2 protein-coding genes are annotated in these 2,947 nt (G+C 73.7%); both read left to right on the top strand.

The genetic code is table 11. From position 1 onward, the window contains the following. Nucleotides 1-1,076, top strand: a 1,076-nt coding sequence (locus K6I34_RS34735; RefSeq protein WP_229332027.1) for a phosphopantetheine-binding protein, incomplete at its 5' end; no start/stop codon positions are given. Nucleotides 1,077-1,122: 46 nt separating this feature from the next. Next, on the top strand, nt 1,123-2,947 hold a 1,825-nt coding region (locus tag K6I34_RS34730; RefSeq protein WP_229332026.1), incomplete at its 3' end, for a type I polyketide synthase.

The following is a 2,947-nucleotide window of genomic DNA, read 5'->3' as shown; positions in this document are numbered from 1 at the left end:
CCCTGCACCTCCAGATACGCGTCACCACCCCCGACACCGACAACCGACGCACCCTCACCATCCACACCCGCCCCGACACCCAAGGCGCCCCCTGGACCACCCACGCCGAAGGCACCCTCACGGCGGGCGGGACGCACGCGCCGGCCGGTCCGCCGTCGGGCGAGCCGGGCACCGAGGTCGCCCTCGCGGAGGACCTGCGGGAGGACTCCGCGCGGTACGGGCTGCACCCGGTGCTCCTGGACGCGGCCGTGCTCGGCCACCCGTACACCGCGCGGGAGGGGTTCACCCTCGTCCCGGCGGACTGGCAGGGCGTCCGGCTGTACGCGGCAGGGGCCGACGCGATCCGGGCCCGGCTGACCGGGACCGGGGAGAACACCGTCGCGGTGGAGCTGACCGACGGCAGCGGCCAGCTCGTCGCCACCGTCGACGCGCTCACCTACCGGGAGGTCGCCGACGAACAACTCGTCGACACGGCCGAGGGCCCGGAGCTCCCGCCGGTGAAGGCGCCGTCCCGCAAGGCCGCGGCCCGCGCCGGAGGCGGTACGCCGGAGGCACTGGCGCACCGCCTGACCGGGCTGACCGAGGCGGAGGCCCACGGCGTGGTCCTCGACGCGGTGCGGGCGGAAGCGGCCTCCGTGCTCGGCCACGCGGGCCACGGCACCATCGAGCCCGAACGGCCCTTCCAGGAGCTGGGATTCGACTCGCTGACAGCGGTCGACCTGCGCAACCGGCTCTCCACGGCCACCGGACTGCACCTGCCGACCACGCTGGTCTTCGACCACCCCTCTCCCGGGGCGCTGGCGGCGTATCTGCACGCGCGGCTCACCCAGGCGGGCCGACCCGGGCTGGCCGAACTCGACGGGCTGGAGGCGTCCTTGTCGGCCATCGTGGCCGACGACCAGGCCCGTACGACGGTCACCCAGCGGCTGCGGACGCTGCTGTCGAAGCTCAACGAGGCCACGACGGCCGACGGTGGCTCCGGCGCGGCCTCCGACGCGGCCGAATCGATCACTTCGGCCTCGGCCGACGAGATCTTCGCCTTCATCGACAACCAGCTCGGCCGCGCGGCCGACTGACCGGCAGTCCCACCGACATTGATTCCCGAGGAGATGGGGGTTTCGCATGCCTAACGAAGAGAAGCTGGTCGAGTACCTCAAGTGGGTGACTGCCGATCTGCAGAAGGCCCGTCAGCGGCTCGCCGAGCTGGAGGCCGGCGACCAGGAGCCGGTCGCGATCGTCGGCATGGCCTGCCGCTACCCGGGCGGGGTCGGCTCGCCGGACGAGCTGTGGCGGCTGGTGACGGAGGGCCGGGACGCGATCTCGGAGTGGCCGGCCGACCGCGGCTGGGACATCGACGGCCTGTACGACCCGGAGCCGGGGAAGCCCGGCAAGTCCTACACCCGGCACGGGGGGTTCCTCGACGGGGCGACCGGATTCGACGCGGAGTTCTTCGGGATCTCCCCGCGCGAGGCCGTCTCGATGGACCCGCAGCAACGCGTCCTGCTGGAGACCGCGTGGGAGGCGTTCGAGCAGGCGGGGATCGACGTCACCGCGCTCAAGGGCAGCCGGACGGGTGTCTTCGTGGGCGCCGTGGAGGAGAGCTACCTCGGCCTGAACGCGCCCGAGGAGCTCCAGGGCTACCTGATGACCGGCAAGCTGAGCAGTGTGGCCTCCGGCCGCATCGCCTACACCTTCGGCTTCGAGGGGCCGGCGGTGACGATGGACACGGCGTGTTCGTCGTCGCTGGTGGCGCTGCACCTCGCCCTGCAGTCGGTGCGGTCGGGCGAGTCCGCGCTGGCGCTGGCGGGCGGTGTCACGGTCAACGGCGATCCGGGCGGCTTCGTCGACTTCTCCCGGCAGCGCGGGCTGGCGGCCGACGGCCGCATCAAGTCCTTCGCCGCGGCGGCCGACGGCACCTCCTGGTCCGAGGGCGCGGGCCTGCTGCTGGTGGAGAAGCTGTCGGACGCGCGGAAGAACGGGCACCGGGTGCTCGCGGTGATCCGCGGCTCGGCCGTCAACCAGGACGGCGCCTCCAACGGCCTCACCGCCCCCAACGGCCCCGCCCAGGAACGGGTGATCAGCGACGCGCTGGCCGCGGCCAGGCTGACCCCCGCCGATGTGGACGCCGTCGAGGCGCACGGCACCGGCACCCGGCTCGGCGACCCCATCGAGGCGCAGGCCCTGCTGGCGACCTACGGCCGTCAGCGGTCCGGTGGGCGGCCGCTCTATCTGGGGTCGATGAAGTCCAACATCGGCCACTCGGTCGCGGCGGCCGGTGTCGGCGGTGTGATCAAGATGGTGCAGGCGATGCGCCACGGCATCCTGCCCAGGACCCTGCACATCGACGAGCCCACCCCGTTCGTCGACTGGGAGTCGGGGGCCGTCGAACTCCTCACCGAGGCCCGCGCATGGCCCGAAACGGGCGCGCCCCGCCGGGCGGCCGTCTCCTCCTTCGGTGTGAGCGGCACCAACGCGCACGTCATTCTGGAGCAGGCGCCGGCGGAGGAGGACGGCGGGGATCCTGAGGCGGGCGCGGTGCCCCCGGTGGTGCCCTGGGTGCTGTCGGCGAAGACGCCGGAAGCCCTCGCCGGACAGGCCTCCCGACTGCTCGCCCTCGCCGAGGCCGACCCGGCCCCGAGGCCGCTGGACATCGCCTGGTCCCTGGCCACCACCCGTACCGCCCTCGACCACCGCGCCACCATCACCGTCGGCGACGACCGCGAGGAACTCCTCACCGCGCTCCGCGCCCTCGCCGAGGGACACGGTGCCCCCGGTGTCGTGCGGGGCAGCACCACCCGCAGAGGCGGCACGGCCTTCCTGTTCACGGGGCAGGGCGCGCAGCGCGTGGGCATGGGCGAGGAACTGTACGCGGCCTTCCCCGTGTTCGCCGCGGCCTTCGACGCGGTGTGCGCCGCCCTGGACCCGCACCTGGACCGGCCCCTGCGCG

This window comes from Streptomyces sp. UNOC14_S4, assembly GCF_020740835.1.
Lineage (GTDB): Bacteria > Actinomycetota > Actinomycetes > Streptomycetales > Streptomycetaceae > Streptomyces.
Note: the sequence above shows the minus strand (reverse complement) of the source record. Positions and strands in the feature narration are given on the sequence as shown.